Raw genomic sequence first — 16,021 nt, 5'->3', positions numbered from 1 at the left:
ACAATAAATCAATAAATAAATAAATAAATAAATAAATAAATAAATAAATAAATAAATAAATAAATAAATCAAAAATCATAAATCAAAAGGAAGTGAATATGAAACATAGGATCGGCTTATTATCTTTAGTCCTACTGGCGGGTTGTGGTGGCGGCGGTGGTAATGACAACGAAAAAAAAAGCATTGAGCAACCAAAAGAAGTAGAACCCATATGTGGAGGTATGGTTGAAATGTCTTGTACTTATAATGTGGAAGATCTAACACCACATTTTGGTTTAAGTATTGAAGATAACTTTGAAGGAAGTCAAAAACCACTTCGGGCCCACGGTTCTGCTGTTTTAGAAAATACAATGTCAAAACACGTTTATTTTAGTGAAATAGATAAAATGAAAATCGTTTCTGAAGGTGTTGAGTTTGAGCCAGACTTTATAACTTCATTTCCTCGGGAAATTTTTTCTGATTTACCGTTAAACTCTGCATTTGAGCTGTATTGGTATAGAAATGGCGATATTGTTTCTCACGCTTATGTGGATACTTTCCCGGCCGGGATGATGTTATTTGGAATTGAAACAGAGTATGAATCGGATCAAATTACATTTAGTTGGCAAAATTTATCTGATAGTGCTAGCAATGCTGGTGAAATTCTCTACTTAAAATGTATTAAAAATGATGGTTTGAGTAATAAAATGTTATTTCCAGAGGACTTGACATACCAATTCAGTCTATCATCACCTTATACGCCGAATTTGACTTTGAAAGAGTTGTTTGATTATTCACTCTATGAGCTAGAAGATAACTTTAAATCCTGTGAGATAACAGTAAAAATACATACTAAAGATAATAATATTAAACCTGTTAACTATACTAATAAAAAGATAAAAATCAATCTTGAACGTGTGCAATTGAAGACAGCGAGCATATTCTAAACTTTATTTAATTAAAGGGCTGGGGAATGTTAAGTTGTCATTCCCAATATTCGTACTCGTACTTAATTTATAGGTTACACCATTAAAAATTTAATGAGTTAAACCACAGCTATTTTAATGGGAAATTAGATACACACCATATCAAGATTTATGAAATATAAGTACCTATCGGATCAATAGATAATGTGTTAATGCGAAATCGAGTCAGACTAACAGCTACTATTAATTAAAGTACTTATTTCGCTGGAAAACAATATCGCTTGTAAGAGAATGTTACTTTAGATAAAGCAAAAGAAACTCCGATTAAAAAGGTGAGGCTAGAAAAATGGATTGATAACAGTGAGTAAATTGGGTAGGAAATACATCTATTTATCTTATTGGTATTATAGTATTTATCGAGTATTGAACTTCTACACATAACATGGCGTGATGTTATACATAACATATCATTTATATATGATTACAATTGATTCCAATAAAATACATGTCAACATCATAAACTTTATCTTTATATGAGTTTGTCAGGCCAAATAAAAATTAATAATAATTTTCTAATGGGTGGTTGAAGTGGTGATATTTTTTTTAATATTCTTAATTATATTGTTAACTGTATATTGACTATGAGAGTAATTATATGAGCGTTATAAATTTTATTATCAAAGGGGTTATGTATCTAACCCCAATGTTATTATAAATCGCGCATAATAATTTCATAATATTCATCGGCTTCATTCATCATTTTACTTACGGTTTCTGCATCCTGTTGAGTAAGGATAATATCCCAAGAACTTTTTTTTGAACGTGTTTTATATATCAAATCAACTCCTGTATTTATTATCTTGAATGAAAGATGATGAAAATCGCCTTTTAGAACTTGTTGATTACCTTCTATCATTACTTCAATATCGCCTGTTGGACTAATGAAAACGTCAACCTCTGAGGTATTATTAGGTAGTTTAAAATGCTTATGTTCAATATACATATTCACTCCTTATATATCTGCCACAAAATTAAATCCAAAATCTATACCAATATTTAATCCTTTTATAACAATAAGTTATTTGTCACATATGTATGGATCCTATGATCTTGCACTTAAAGGGTGAGCTTTTGAACTATTCTGGTGCAGAATTTAACTTTTTATTGGACTGCTTTAGGGCTTTTCCACAACCAGGTTTATAGTTAGCGTAAGTTATAATTAAGCCTGATATTACAATGAAAATTGCACCAATGATGGTATATGTTGTTGGAATTTCATTGAAAAGCCAGTAGCCAAAAATACATGAAAACAATATCTGAAAATAGAAAAATGGCGCTACGTGAGAGGCTTCAGCCACGTTCATGGCTTTGATTAAACACAATTGTGACACGATAGTCACAATTGGAATTGTGAGAAAATAGGGTAATGCTGTTAATGTCGGTGTTTTCCAAATATCAGGCTGAGCAATGAGTAGTATTGTTGCAACTGAACCTAAAACAAAAAACGAGTTAATTAAAACAGAAATAAGAGATATTTTTGAGTCGATAGTCTTGGTTATCAGGTTATAGCCAGAGGTCGTTGCTGCAATAAGTAACGGCAATAAATAGACCCAATGCAAGCCATCGACATTAGTGGGATTGATAACAACAACTACGCCAATAAAGCCTAAGATTGTTGCGATAATTTTTGGTAAGGTTAGGGTTTCTTTAAAAAAAATGGCACCACCGAGCATATACGCTACACTGCTCATTTGTACAATAACGATATAGATTTCTAAAGGGATATATTTTAAAGAGATCACCGAAACTACAGCACAGGTTAGGAACATCGCAGCACGGATCAATAATTTACCGTTGGTGGCCAGTATTGCGGTTTTCGTCTGTTTTGGCATAAAAAGCAGCATAAATACAAACGGGATCGCAAAGCGGAAAAATACCATTTGAACGGGATGGTAACCATGCTGTATCAAATACTTATCAGCGCTGTCTTTAATAGTAAGTGATAGTGTCGCAATAATGATTAAGAGTGCGCCAAGCATATTATTGTATTGAGGTTTCATGATGTTCTAGCCATTTTGCTAAACGTTCTGTATACATATCAAAAAGTAATTATAAAGAGGTATGCTGAACCAGAAAGAAACCAGATGTGAAAATACTTGGATAAAAGCGAGATTTTAACTATTAGGTTACGCCATTGAAAAAAATTGATCAGTTAAAGCTATTACTATCTGTTGTCTATATCAGTATAGCGCCTAAGAATTTAACTCATTCTAATAGGAGAATGAAATCTTGGGAGACGGTTCTCGCTCTCACTATACCCTTTCAGATGGTACTTTTAACCATTAACATCATCCTAGAGAGTTTTTTTAGCGTTCATATTCCTATTGAATTGATGTTTGTTTTGATAGGGGCTGCTACTATTGGACCTGCATTGATGATTAATCATATTGTCAGTAAAATCGATAATGTAAAAAAAGCATGGAACTACATCGAAATAGATAAAGCAGACCGCAAAGAGACAGTCTTTTTTATCGGTGCGTTTTACTTTATTACTCCAATCATTTCGTTATTGCTTATCGTAGGGCTGGTAATTTGGCTTAAATGATCAATCCATAAACGTGCCTTTTACTTTTATAAAAAGATAAAGTGTCAGCGATATTTTCACTACTCCCTAATATGCCTATAATTATACAGAACATGGTAATGATTTTACTTATGGTGTAACACTTGTTGGTACACTAGTACCAAATTCTCACATGATAAATAAAACAGTCATTTATCAAACATTCAGTAAAAATGCGATTGATGTAATAACCCAATAAATTAATGGTTGGAACGCGCCAACTGTTGTTGAAGTAAATGATATTGGAAAAGATTATAATATTACGGTTAAGAATTTAACGGTAAATAATATTACCTTAAACTCTGATTCGGACTGTAATCGATTAATAAAACCATTTAATGTTTGTCAATTAAGCTTTAGCGTTAATAATGAAAAAGGTGCTTTTATTGAGTTAGGCTCTTTAGGTAATTCACTAAAAGTGAATGTTGTTAATAAGACCAAATCTGATGACTTAATTCCATATCATCATGACAATAACGATAATTATAATGGTGGCGGTGGCGGCAGTCTTAATTTTATAGTTCTTTTTCTGCTATTTGGTACAGCTTTTAGTGCGTAAACGTAGAGTTAGTAGGCAACTAAAAATAATTTAAAGGTCACTTAGGTGGCCTTTTTTAATGGCTACATAATACAAAATTAATTCTCACCAAGATATTGCATGTAACACACTCAGTAAAACCTTGTATGAAAAATAGCCAGTGGTGTTTTTTGTTGCTCGCAAGATAATATCCTTTCTTGGAGGTGAAACAGGTGATTTACACATTATCTCTCAATGTGTTATGCGATAAATGGATGTAAATTTAGTTGTTTACTCTAAATGATCGATGTTGCACTTTTGTAAATAAATGCTTTGAATTGTTATTTTGTTGTGTATTATGCACTGGCTCGACAGCAAAATAGTGTTATTAGTCACTATCAAATTATAAAAATACAACATAACAATCGGAGATGAGCAATGGATAAATCGCTCTCAAAAAAGATCTTTGTCGGTCTTTTTGCAGGTCTAATAATCGGCACAGCAATCCAATATATTTTTAATGATATCGCACTCTTTGATACTTACTTATTAGGGGCAGCAGAAGGGGCTGGGGGGATGTTTGTATCCCTAATCAAATTGCTTGTTGTACCTTTAGTTTTTGTGTCTATTGTCTGCGGTATCGTGGAGCTAAAAGATGTTAAAGCTTTTGGTCGTCTTGGTGGTAAAACTTTTGCGCTTTACATTATTAATACCATTATTGCGATCAGTGCTGCGTTAGCTGTAGGTATGATTTTCCAACCGGGTAAAGGCGCGAATTTAGCAGGAAGCGTGTCTGAATCCGTTAAACTTACAACAACAGAAACGCCTAATATCTTTGATTTAGTGGTGAATATCGTACCAAGTAACCCAGTTCAAGCTTTTGCTAATGGTGACATGTTACAAATCATCTTTATGGCAATTTTAACGGGGCTTGCGATTCAAGCATTAGATTCACGTGGTGGTCCAGCTATTCGTACTTTTAAAGTAGCTAACGAAATTATGATGAAGCTGGTTGGCTTAGTGATGAGTCTTGCGCCATACGGTGTATTCGCGCTAATGATCCAATTAGGGGCAACACTGGATTCACATACGCTGTTATCTGTTGCAGGTTACGTAGCGTTAGTTGTTAGCATGTTGGTGTTCTGGATTTTCATTTTCTATCCAATGGCAGTAAGCATTGCAACGGGTACATCACCTAAGACATTTTTGCGTGCAACACGTGAGCAGGTTTTATTCTCGCTATCAACAGCAAGTTCAAATGCAACCATCCCAGTTACTATGCGAACCCTAACGGAAAAGTTAAACGTTTCGAAATCTGTTGCAGGTTTTGGTGTACCACTAGGCGCCACAATGAACATGTCAGGCGTATCTATTTATATTGCACTAGCAACCATCTTTGTGGCTAACGCATTTGGTCAACCTATTAACTCTTCAGATATTGTGACATTAGGTTTAACTATCTTGCTACTGTCTGTGGGCGCGGGTGGTGTACCGGGTGGCGGTATCGTGATGGTAGGTGTATTGCTTAACCAATTAGGACTACCTGCAGAAGGTTTAGCTATTGTTGCAGCTGTTGACCGTATTAACGATATGTTCTGTACGTCATCTAATGTAGTTGGGGATACGGCAGTAAATACCATTGTTGCTAAAACCGAAGGTGCTATTGAAGAGCCAGTAAATGCAGAAGTAAATCCTGCTTAAACGAAATTAACGCAATGATAAAGCGGAGCTTAGGCTCCGCTTTTTTATAGTTGATGATTGATAATTCGGATTTTATAACTACTTACTGTTTATCTTTCCGTTCCCGTAAATCAATTTTTTCAACTTATTACATCGATTATTCAACTAAAATCAATCTAAGCGGCTCTGAATAAAGCTGTAAAACAACTTGGTAATAAAATAGGCTACTGTGTTGAATTCGTTATAGTGAAAGTGCGTTTTTAACAGTGGTTTCAAATTCTTCTTGGGTTTGCTTATTCAATGTATCACTGAAGTAAACAGAGTCTTCACCAACAGGAACTCGTGCATCTGTAATTTTACCTTCGGCGACTGACAGTATGGCATCAGCGACTAAATCTGGTGAAGGTCCATTGTTGATCATATCTACAAGTTGAGGGAGAAGGGCGCTCGCTTGAGTGGCATAAGGCGTATCTTCACTTGTTGTTTTAGTGTTCGCTTTAAGCCCATTTTTTACAAATCCAGTTTTGAATAGACCTGGCGCGACCGTATGAACCTTAATACCAAATGGATTTAGTTCATAGCGTAACGAATCAGTAATACCCTCAACCGCATACTTGCTTGAGTTGTAATGAGTTAACAGTGGAAGACCCATCTTACCTAAGAACGAGCCAACGTTAATGATCATACCGCTTTCGGCTTCACGCATGAATGGAATTACTGCACGACAAGTTCTGAACACACCAAATACGTTTACATTGTATTGGAGTATGAGTTCTTCATCAGTCCCTTCTTCAACACTAGAAACGAGGCCATAACCCGCATTATTAACGAGAATATCAATTTTACCGCTATCTTTGACAATAGATTCAATAGCCGAATTGACGCTATCAGTATTTGTTACATCACAGATAACCGGCGTAATAGTTAGGTCATTAACAGTAAAATCATTTTTTAATGTCTCTCCAGTTTTAGCATTACGAACTCCTCCGTAAACTTTATATCCTTTTGCCGCAAAAAGTTTTGCTGTAGATAAGCCCATACCTGAATTTGAACCTGTAATAAATACCGTTTTCTTATTCATTTTAATATTTCCTTAATCTAGGTCAATAAAGTTGCATTTAAAATACACCTTTAAATTTACAGGTGTCAACAGTTTTGAGGTTTGCAGTGATATGGAATGCTGAATAGCGTTGAAAATCATGGTTTAGCCAAAGTCGAGTGAAGCTTTGTTGAATGTATACGGGGGAATAAATTTTACTGTCGTTGCAAAGTCTCTGTGGATTACAAATAAAATATATAACCCATAACTCCCAATAGTTAATTTAATAAATGTCCTTAAATTGATACTTATAGTCTAAATGTCGTTATTGGGTGCTCATTAAACCCATGTAAGATGTTGCTATCACATCGATATGGGGATAACAAAATGTTAAATACTAAAGACATTCGTAATATTGCGATTGTTGCTCATGTTGATCACGGCAAAACGTCACTTGTCGATCAACTATTAAGACAAGCTGATGCATTAACACGTAGAGAAAGCACACAACGATTGGTGATGGACTGTAATGCTCAAGAACAAGAAAGAGGCATCACTATTTTATCTAAAGTCACGGCAATCGACTGGAAAGGGGTAAGAATAAATATTATCGATACGCCGGGACATGCTGATTTCGGTGGCGAAGTTGAACGTGTTATAGATATGGCAAATGCGGTACTTGTTATTGTTGACGCAGTTGAAGGACCGATGCCACAAACACGATTTGTTGCTCAAAAAGCGATAAATAAAGGTTTGAAACTATTGGTTGCAGTGAATAAAGTCGATCGTCCAGAGGCACAGCCAGAAAAGGCAATTGATCAACTTTATGATTTATTTGTAACGCTAGGTGCTGATTGCGAGCAGCTCGATTTTCCTGCAGTATCATGTTCTGCGAAAGAAGCATTTGCCTATGACACCTTTGGTGAGGCTGATACTGAAAATGGCATGGCGCCATTGTTAGATATGTTAGTTGAAAACGTCGCTTCACCAACGGTAACCGTTGAACAAGAACCTGTTATTCAAATTCATCAACTTGATTACTCAGAATATCTTGGTTTGATTGGGATAGGGCGTGTTATTTCAGGATCCTTTCATCGAGGCCAAAAAGTAGCAGTTAATGCGCCTGGTGAAGATGCACGTTTCTGTCAGATCAAAGAAGTCTATCATCAACAAGGATTAAGTCGTGTTGCCGTTGATTACGGTGTGGCTGGCGATATTATAGCCTTAACAGGGATATCTGATATTGCGATTTCAGATATTGTTACTTCACGTGGCAATGATGTTGAGCTTGAAGCACTAGAAATTGATACGCCAACTGTTTCTGTGAAATTTAGCGTGAATGATTCTCCTTTTTCAGGTCAAGAAGGTAAGGTATTACAATCTCGAGAATTAGCAGAACGCTTGTATCTCGAAGCTTCACACAATGTATCTCTGCATGTTACTGAGGCAGAAGAGGCAGGCGTCTATGAAGTTTCAGGTCGTGGTGAATTACACCTTGGGGTCTTAATTGAGAGTATGCGTCGAGAAGGGTACGAGTTCTCTGTATCTCGCCCGACGATCTTGTTGAAATCCGATGCAGGTAAGACGCAAGAGCCTTACGAGAAATGTTACGTTGATTGCGCCAATGAATTTATGGGCAAGGTTATTGAAGAGATGGCTTACCGTAAAGCACAATTCGAGCATAGTCAGCCATTGGATAATAGTCATCAACGATTATTATTCTTAGGGCCAAAACGTGGATTGTTAGGTATTAGACATACTTTACTAAGTTTGACCGAAGGTTCTGCAAGTATTCATAAGGAAGATGTTGGCTACGGTAAAAAAATCGTTGGTGATATTGGTTGTAGGCGTGAAGGCGTACTGGTTTCAAATGGTATTGGCAAAGCTTTAATTTACTCTTTATCTTCGTTACAAGAGCGAGGAAGGTTGATGATTAACCATGGTGAACAGGTTTATCAGGGGCAAATTATTGGAGCAGCATCTAATGACACCGATTTATGGGTGAACTGCCGCCAAGGTAAGAACCTCGTTCGGATGTGGAGAACAGTGGCAGATAAAAATTATGCCATGAAAGCCATTATGAATTTCAGTGTAGAGCAAGCACTAACGTGGATTAATAGTGATGAACTGATTGAGGTAACGCCAAAAGCTATTCGTCTTAGAAAAGCGATGTACAGCTATTAGTTTATAACAAAACAGGCTTAACCATTATTGTGCATAAGCGCATGTTTTAAAATAATTACACTTTAAGCCCAGCGAGTTTTGCTGGGCTTTTTTGTGTCTAACATTTATAGCAATAAATCTATTTAATTGTAGAGTTAATCCATTGCTTGTTAGGCTATTAATCTGTTATTTCTCATTGACTAAGTATTGTTCGAATGTTTCTAACTGCACTGGATTATCAATACCAAAGTGCTGTTTTAATATTTGATGAAAAGACGAGACATCATTGATAAAAGTTTCTGTAACGGCATCGGCGTGAGCTAACTTCAAACGGTTATTTAAAAGAATATTATTACCATACTCTGTTCTTGCCACGACAACTACCTGAGTTGTAAATCGTGAGTTGCTATGGGTGGATGCATAATGATTTGCATATTCAATGTCGCCATCACAGACATAACTCATATCTAAGCTATATTGGTTTATCCATTGCTCTTGAACTTTACATTGCAACATCATTCCAAAGAACGCATCTTCGATAAATCGAAAGGTTTGTTTCTCTTCTTTAAGCTCTTGATTAAACGTAATTGGTAGTGGTGCTCTGGGGGTATTTGAGCCAAAACCAGTATCAACAAGCCATTGTTGTTCATTGAAAGTCACAATATTGACTAAATGCCCGCGACCGGATGGATTTTCAGATAAGTGGACTCGAGCTAACTTTTTCTCCACATTAAATTGAAGCGTTTTAAGTACGCGATTCATTAAGCTATTTAATTCAAAGCAATATCCGCCTCGATTAGAATAAACGAGCTTATTAAAGATTTTATCTTCTTCAAGTTCGATCGTATAACCATTGACGATATCAAGATTTTCAAAAGGGATACTGCTATGTTGGCTTTGATGCAGAGCGAATAGAGTCGTTAAATCAGGGGATGTGTTTCCTTGAAAACCGATTTTTTCTAAATAAGCTGATAGCATTTCTTTATTCATATTGGATCTCTAAACTTGTTCTTGCTGAGGGAATGCTTCAATACATTCATTTGTTAAAGCGACTTTGCACCCTCAAGTTAAGTTGAGGTCAAGGGGGAGCTGAATATTATTTACACTTAAGCCATATATTTCATCATTAAGGAAACGGAGCCAAATGTGATGCAGCAAACAATAGAAAGCCAACGCTTAATTTTGAGACCATTTACGCTAACAGATGCTGAACGAGTAGCTAACTTGCTAAGTGATCAAAGAATTTCTGACATGACAGCAAATATACCTTATCCATACTCTGTATCGGATGCACACACTTGGATTCAGGGACATAGCAACATGTTCTTAAGCGGTACAGGTATTGTTTACGCCATCGTTTTAAAACAAACAATGGAAGTCATTGGTACGGTTAGTTTCCCGAAAATAGAAAATGGCGTAGGTGTGCTTGGGTACTGGCTGGGTGTTCCTTTTTGGGGAAATGGTTATGCGACTGAAGCGTCAAGCTTATTAATTTCGTACATGAAAGAGCACTGTGGCTTAACGCAGTTACAAGTAACCCATTTAGCTGATAACGCACGTTCAAGATCGGTTATCAACAAGCTTGGCGTAACCTATAAAGGTAATCAGATAAACCACATGCAAGGAAAAGAGCGTGAGGTTTGTGTTTACCTTTCTACATTATAAGCTCACTTTAATGACACGGTCTGACATTAAAATACATTTGCAAATGTTGTATTGGTAATTATTAAGCTAAATTCTATCAATGACTGATGATATATCACTTAAAAGTAGTTTTGCATCATCGCTTTTCAGCTGTAATAAGGCCATAAAAAGGAGATCAGTGATAACATTCTGTGCGGTTCGCGAAGAAATTGAAGAGCTTCGAAATTGTTTTTCATCGGCAATAGTGTCAATCGTATAGTGGGCTAATTGCCGTAAGGGGCTCTTTTTTATATTTGTTAACGCAATGACTGTCGCGCCTTTGTCGTAAGCTGATTGTGCTGCCATTATTATCTCACGCCGTTTTCCTGAAAATGAAATAGCGATGAGTATGTCGTTTTTCGTTAATGTATTCGCTGTTGCGATTTGCACATGTGTATCTTGTTCAGTGAGTGCAGTAATACCTAATTTTAACAGCTTAAAAGTGAGATCTTTGGCGGTTAATGCTGAACCCCCAATGCCTACAATTTGTATGCGATGCGCTTGATTTAGCCGTTTTACGATAGCTTCAAATTCTGAAAAGTTGATAGCGTTGGTTGTCGCAATCATAGCGTGTGTTTTCTCTTGTATTAACTTTTGTGCAATCGTTATTGAAGAATCATCGCTATGGATCTTGTTATGAATAGGTCTTTTGGGTTCTAGAATGGCATTTTGTTGAGCAAGATCTTCAATTATGGCAAGTTTTAGTGCTGTAAACCCCTTAAAACCAAGCCGTTGAGCAAATTTGATCACACCAGATTGTGAAACACCTACCTTTTTCGCTATATCTTGGCTGACATAGGCACTTAACGAAGCTGGGTCTTCAAGAATAAAGTCTAATATCTTTACTCCATTACTCGATAAGCTACTTCTTTGGTTTTGCATTCGCTCTAAAATACTCATATTTCCCTAATTTTATTGAATTAATTATTCAACGAGACCTAAACATTATTCATTTAACCTGAATGGAATTAACTATCTGAATAAATAAGTTATTTTTATATTCTTTAGAATGTTTAAAAGAGTTGTGACTCGTATTTATTCTCTAATTTTGGCACAAAATGAATAATTTTAGTTGTGATAACTATCACTTAAATGAATTTTTTATTCTATATGATGCCTCTCAACAAAACCTCCAAGTGAAGAGAGCAGATAATGAAAATTGATCTAACAACCTTAGTGACAGAAAGCCGAAATAAAGATAGTGAAAACATCGATATGCTATCAACGGTTGAGATGTTGAAAGTTATCAATCAAGAAGACAAGAAAGTGGCACTTGCAGTAGAAGCCATTATTCCTGAAATTGCCAAGGTTGTTGATCTTATCGCTAATGCTTTCCAATCTGGTGGACGTTTGATTTATACCGGTGCGGGTACATCAGGTCGATTAGGTATTTTGGATGCCAGTGAATGTCCTCCTACATACGGTTCTAATCCCGATTTGGTGGTTGGCTTAATTGCTGGTGGTCATACAGCGATTTTAAAGGCGGTTGAAAATGCAGAAGATAATGTTGAATTAGGTGCAAGTGACTTACAACAGATTGGTTTTAATGAAAAAGATGTGCTTGTTGGCATTGCTGCAAGCGGACGTACGCCGTATGTCTTAGGTGCAATGAATTACGCAAAAAGTATCGGTGCAACCGTTGCTACCTTAAGTTGCAATGCGAATAGTCCAATGACGCAGATAGCAGATATTTCATTAACCCCCATTGTTGGGCCTGAAGTGGTAACGGGCTCTTCAAGAATGAAGGCCGGTACTGCACAGAAATTAGTACTAAATATGTTAACCACAGGGGCAATGATCCGTACTGGGAAAGTCTTTGGAAACTTAATGGTTGATGTTGAAGCAACCAACGCCAAACTTATCCAACGTCAAAAAAATATTGTAGTTGAAGCGACAGGGTGCAGTGAATTACAAGCAGCGGAGGCACTTGCGCAGTGTAATAACCATTGTAAAACCGCAATCCTTATGATTTTACTTGATATTGATGCTGAGTTGGCGACTGCAAAACTCGGTAAGCATCATGGCTTTATTCGTCATGCACTTTTAGACCAAAAATAATAAAACAATCGGTTATATCGAGGATCATAAGATGGCCAAAGTAACTGCTTCAATGATGCAAGAGATACTCACTGCAATCGGCGGTAACGAAAACGTTATTAAATGCGGTAATTGCATGACGCGATTACGTCTTACACTACGAGATGACAGCTTAGCTGATCGTGACTCAATCAAACGTATTGCAGGCGTGATGGGGTTAGTTGAAAGTGACGATCAATTTCAGATTGTGTTAGGACCGGGCAAAGCACAAACTGCAGCTGAAATGATGAATAGTATGCTTGAGAACGAGCAAGGTGAGGAGAAAACTTCTCCAAAAACACATTCCGACCTAAAAGATGTGGCTTCTGCACATAAACAGCAATTAAAGAAAAAACAAACCAGTGCAGCACAACGCTTTCTAAGCAAGTTTGCAACTATATTTACGCCTTTAATCCCCGGTTTCATTGCTGCAGGTTTATTACTCGGTATCGCGACCTTGCTGGAACAACTTTTTGTTATAGGGCAGGCCTCGCCTAATGCGCATTTACTTGATTTAATTGCGTATATGAAAGTTTTCAGTAAAGGTTTATTTAGCTTCTTAAGTATCCTTATTGGCTACAATGCGCAGCAAGCGTTTGGTGGTTCAGGGGTAAACGGTGCGATTTTAGCGTCACTGTTTGTACTTGGTTATAACCCAGATGCAACGTCTGGCATTTTCTCTGGAATGAACGACTTTTTCGGCAATGGTATCGATCCACGAGGCAATATTATTGGGGTTCTGATTGCTGCCATTATTGGTGCAGGCGTTGAGAAAAAAGTCCGCCAATATATTCCAGATAATTTAGATATGATCTTAACTTCTATGATCACCTTGTTGATTATGGGCGCTGTTACCTTTGTGATTATCATGCCAATTGGTGGTGAGCTATTTAAGGGGATGTCATGGTTATTTATCAACTTAAATGGTAATCCATTCGGTAGTGCGATCTTAGCCGGTTTATTCTTAATCTCAGTGATGTTTGGTATTCACCAAGGTTTTGTTCCGGTTTACTTTGCTCTTATGGACGCACAAGGATTTAACTCACTTTTCCCGATTTTAGCCATGGCAGGAGCAGGGCAAGTAGGTGCAGCACTGGCTTTATATGCTAAAGCGAAAAAAGAATCTTTGTTACGTCTGCAGGTAAAAGGGGCGATCATTCCGGGATTATTAGGTATCGGCGAGCCGCTTATCTATGGTGTGACATTACCGCGGGTTAAACCTTTTGTTACTGCATGTGTGGGGGGCTCTGCGGGTGGTTTCTTTATTGGGTTAGTATCGTATCTGGGATTACCGATTGGTTTAAATACAGTATTTGGTCCATCTGGTATTGTTGCTTTACCGTTAATGACCTCAAGTTCTGGTATCTTTGCAGGTATGGCCATTTTTACCATTGGTTTGCTGATTGCTTATATCGTAGGTTTTGTCGCAACATGGTTCTTTGGTACGAAAAATGTCGATTTAAGTTAAAATGATAAGGAAGGCTTCTTAGTATAAAAGATGAAGTAAATAAAAAACGGTGCAAAGTGCACCGTTTTCAGGGTAAGTTGAGTTTTTAAAAGTGATATATTTATGGTTTAACTTACCGCTCATAAAAATTAAATTTTTTATATAATAAAGAATCATTAGCTAGATAATGAATTACAAACTTCTTTTGTTACAGTGTCAGTTGTAAAGCCACCAGATCCTGAAAACCAATAACGTATACCAAGTCCATTGTGTATCTCATAGCCGTATTTTTCACATAAGTAAGGAAAGGAGTCTTTTTCTACATCTGATTTATATATTGTCCATTGCCAGTGTGGGTTTCGTAACATGTATGCAATAGTCATTAGTGATTTTTCACTATCAAAATATACTTTAGCTGTAGCGCCTCTCATACCCTCAATTTCAGTATCATTAACACTTTTTGCTATTTCATTCTTAATTTGCGGAGGTAGATTTCCTTGATATTCAGATTCTGGAAGAGATATACTTAATGTTTGACATCCTGTCAATGTAATCATCAAAAAAATAGAGCTAAGAATTATTTTAGACATGATACTTCCTGTTTGACTTACTAATTAAGAATAAAATAGTAGTATTTAACATTAAGCATTATCAAGTAAAAATTTACTTTTATGTATGGGAAATATTCTGAATGTGATAAGTGTAATAATTTGTTAAATTAACGATATAAAATTTTTGGAGCTTTAAGACTTATTATTACGATCTGAAAAGTTAATTATAAAAAAGTTTACCAACACTTGTGCAATAAAGCGGAGCAAAAGGCTCCGCTTTGTCGTTTGTTACTCCAGAGAACGATATAGTTTGAAATAATAATATTATTGAGATATTTCTTTTAACTTATCGATAATGGGTTTTGACGTAATCATCATTGGCTGTGAATTCTCGAATCCCATTTTATTTTCTTTAACTGTGATTCTGGCTTTTGCCGCGATGAAGGCCATTATAAATGAAGCATTTTGTGCAAGCTGTTCTTTAAAGAAAGCTTCACCAAAATAGGTAAATTCAGAGGTGTTGGTACAACCAAATGATGGTTGGCTTGGATTGCTCGCGGTAATAACTAAAGTATGTAAACCTGCAATTTCATTAGCGAATTGTCCTGAGAAACACGATGAAACCACGACAACTTTCCACTTTATTTTTGACTCAACGAGGGATTTTTTAAGATCTTTAGGTGTTACTAACTCTTTATGGTGCGGCCAAAATTTAGAGTGTAAGCCTTTTTCAAAAGAACCATGTCCAGTAAGAAATAGAAAAACAATATCTTCATTTTTGTCGATAGTATTACCAATATCTTTTAATACATTATCAAGATTCGATAGTGTAGCCATCGGAGCTTCATTGATAGTTGATGAGTGATTAATCAATGTGACAGAGCGTCCTTTGGTATCAAATTTGTTATCAAATAACTGTTGTGCATATTTAACTTCTTTACTAAATACGTTCTGACTAGAGTCTGCAGCAAAACCTACAAAATATAAGTCTGTTTTATTTGGGCGTTGTGGTAACAATTTTGAAGTTTGCTGTTCAACTAAAGATGGTTGAGCTAGCAGAAGTTCCTTCGACGCACAGCCTGAAAGAATTGCGAAAGAAAGTGCGATAAGTATTAATTTAGGAACAGAAGTAATGGGCTGAATGGTTGCATTTAACATGTTCTTTATTGATCTTTTTAGTCATTGATAATTCTTTATACAAAACTGAAGACTTAAATTAGAGCAATAAATACAGTTTATCGAGTGGCTTCACAACCTCATTTGTAATTTATTTACATTGTAAGTATAAAAACTTTGTTAATTAAGAAGCTGAAAGAGTAGGTTTCACGATTATATTT

14 protein-coding genes are annotated in these 16,021 nt (G+C 36.2%); 7 read left to right on the top strand and 7 right to left on the bottom strand.

Features of this window, described 5'->3' with window-relative positions; all coding sequences use genetic code 11:
• The first annotated feature begins 98 nt into the window (after positions 1-98).
• A complete protein-coding gene (locus tag C9J38_RS11565) occupies positions 99-926 on the top strand; it encodes a hypothetical protein (protein WP_107207235.1) in 828 nt (275 codons plus the stop codon).
• Positions 927-1,614: 688 nt separating this feature from the next.
• On the opposite strand, the gene C9J38_RS11560 is transcribed toward C9J38_RS11565, so the two are convergent.
• Both C9J38_RS11560 and C9J38_RS11555 read right to left on the bottom strand, forming a co-directional pair.
• Positions 1,615-1,908: a hypothetical protein gene (locus C9J38_RS11560; protein WP_107207234.1), complete on the bottom strand. Its 294-nt coding sequence runs from the start codon at positions 1,906-1,908 to the stop codon at positions 1,615-1,617.
• Positions 1,909-2,041: 133 nt separating this feature from the next.
• Positions 2,042-2,965: a DMT family transporter gene (locus C9J38_RS11555; RefSeq protein WP_107207233.1), complete on the bottom strand. Its 924-nt coding sequence runs from the start codon at positions 2,963-2,965 to the stop codon at positions 2,042-2,044.
• A gap of 134 nt (positions 2,966-3,099) precedes the next feature.
• Between C9J38_RS11555 and C9J38_RS11550 the strand changes: the two genes are divergently transcribed.
• Entirely contained in the window at positions 3,100-3,510 is a 411-nt protein-coding gene (locus C9J38_RS11550) for a hypothetical protein (RefSeq protein WP_146144064.1), read from the top strand.
• A gap of 973 nt (positions 3,511-4,483) precedes the next feature.
• The gene (locus tag C9J38_RS11545) at positions 4,484-5,746 is read left to right on the top strand and encodes a dicarboxylate/amino acid:cation symporter (RefSeq protein WP_107207231.1); all 1,263 of its coding nucleotides are present in this window, start codon (positions 4,484-4,486) and stop codon (positions 5,744-5,746) included.
• Between the two features lie 220 nt (positions 5,747-5,966).
• Here C9J38_RS11545 and C9J38_RS11540 read toward each other — a convergent pair whose 3' ends face one another.
• Positions 5,967-6,806: an SDR family oxidoreductase gene (locus C9J38_RS11540; RefSeq protein WP_107207230.1), complete on the bottom strand. Its 840-nt coding sequence runs from the start codon at positions 6,804-6,806 to the stop codon at positions 5,967-5,969.
• A 345-nt stretch (positions 6,807-7,151) separates the two neighbouring features.
• Between C9J38_RS11540 and C9J38_RS11535 the strand changes: the two genes are divergently transcribed.
• A complete protein-coding gene (locus tag C9J38_RS11535) occupies positions 7,152-8,948 on the top strand; it encodes a GTP-binding protein (protein ID WP_107207229.1) in 1,797 nt (598 codons plus the stop codon).
• A gap of 165 nt (positions 8,949-9,113) precedes the next feature.
• Here the strand turns inward: C9J38_RS11535 and C9J38_RS11530 are convergent, their stop codons facing one another.
• Positions 9,114-9,917 carry an arylamine N-acetyltransferase gene (locus C9J38_RS11530; protein WP_107207228.1) on the bottom strand — a complete coding sequence of 268 codons (804 nt, stop codon included), beginning with the start codon at positions 9,915-9,917 and terminating at the stop codon, positions 9,114-9,116.
• Positions 9,918-10,076: 159 nt separating this feature from the next.
• Between C9J38_RS11530 and C9J38_RS11525 the strand changes: the two genes are divergently transcribed.
• Complete coding sequence (locus tag C9J38_RS11525) at positions 10,077-10,592, top strand: GNAT family N-acetyltransferase (RefSeq protein WP_107207227.1); 516 nt, start codon at positions 10,077-10,079, stop codon at positions 10,590-10,592.
• Between the two features lie 66 nt (positions 10,593-10,658).
• Here the strand turns inward: C9J38_RS11525 and C9J38_RS11520 are convergent, their stop codons facing one another.
• The gene (locus C9J38_RS11520; RefSeq protein ID WP_107207226.1) at positions 10,659-11,510 is read right to left on the bottom strand and encodes an SIS domain-containing protein; all 852 of its coding nucleotides are present in this window, start codon (positions 11,508-11,510) and stop codon (positions 10,659-10,661) included.
• Between the two features lie 252 nt (positions 11,511-11,762).
• Between C9J38_RS11520 and murQ the strand changes: the two genes are divergently transcribed.
• Both murQ and murP read left to right on the top strand, forming a co-directional pair.
• A complete protein-coding gene (gene murQ, locus C9J38_RS11515; protein ID WP_107207225.1) occupies positions 11,763-12,668 on the top strand; it encodes an N-acetylmuramic acid 6-phosphate etherase in 906 nt (301 codons plus the stop codon).
• A 31-nt stretch (positions 12,669-12,699) separates the two neighbouring features.
• Positions 12,700-14,154, top strand: a complete 1,455-nt coding sequence (gene murP / locus C9J38_RS11510; protein ID WP_107207224.1) for a PTS N-acetylmuramic acid transporter subunit IIBC — start codon at positions 12,700-12,702, stop codon at positions 14,152-14,154.
• Between the two features lie 155 nt (positions 14,155-14,309).
• On the opposite strand, the gene C9J38_RS11505 is transcribed toward murP, so the two are convergent.
• Together C9J38_RS11505 and C9J38_RS11500 are read right to left on the bottom strand one after the other, a co-directional pair.
• Positions 14,310-14,723 carry a hypothetical protein gene (locus C9J38_RS11505; protein ID WP_107207223.1) on the bottom strand — a complete coding sequence of 138 codons (414 nt, stop codon included), beginning with the start codon at positions 14,721-14,723 and terminating at the stop codon, positions 14,310-14,312.
• Between the two features lie 285 nt (positions 14,724-15,008).
• Positions 15,009-15,842, bottom strand: a complete 834-nt coding sequence (locus C9J38_RS11500) for a C13 family peptidase (protein ID WP_107207222.1) — start codon at positions 15,840-15,842, stop codon at positions 15,009-15,011.
• Positions 15,843-16,021 lie beyond the last annotated feature (179 nt).

Source organism: Photobacterium sp. GB-210, from assembly GCF_003026075.1.
Classification (GTDB): Bacteria; Pseudomonadota; Gammaproteobacteria; order Enterobacterales; family Vibrionaceae; genus Photobacterium.
The sequence above is the reverse complement of the archived record's forward strand: the minus strand, read 5'-3'. Positions and strand labels throughout refer to the sequence as shown.